Raw genomic sequence first — 311 nt, forward strand, 5'->3', positions numbered from 1 at the left:
CTGTAGCCCGCATCCGCGAGCAGGTAGGCGACGATAAAGTCATCCTCGGCCTCTCTGGTGGCGTGGATTCCTCCGTAACCGCAATGCTGTTGCACCGCGCTATCGGTAAAAACCTGACTTGCGTATTCGTCGACAACGGCCTGCTGCGTCTCAACGAAGCAGAGCAGGTTCTGGATATGTTTGGCGATCACTTTGGTCTGAACATTGTTCACGTACCGGCAGAAGATCGCTTCTTGTCAGCGCTGGCTGGCGAAAACGATCCGGAAGCAAAACGTAAAATCATCGGGCGCGTTTTCGTTGAAGTATTCGAT

At 53.4% G+C, this 311-nt stretch carries 1 pseudogene; it reads left to right on the forward strand.

The features are described from left to right. A pseudogene (locus NWP09_RS13490) lies at positions 1–311 on the forward strand (GMP synthase (glutamine-hydrolyzing)); the annotation flags it as partial.

Source organism: Agrococcus sp. HG114, from assembly GCF_024723325.1.
GTDB lineage: Bacteria > Actinomycetota > Actinomycetes > Actinomycetales > Microbacteriaceae > Agrococcus.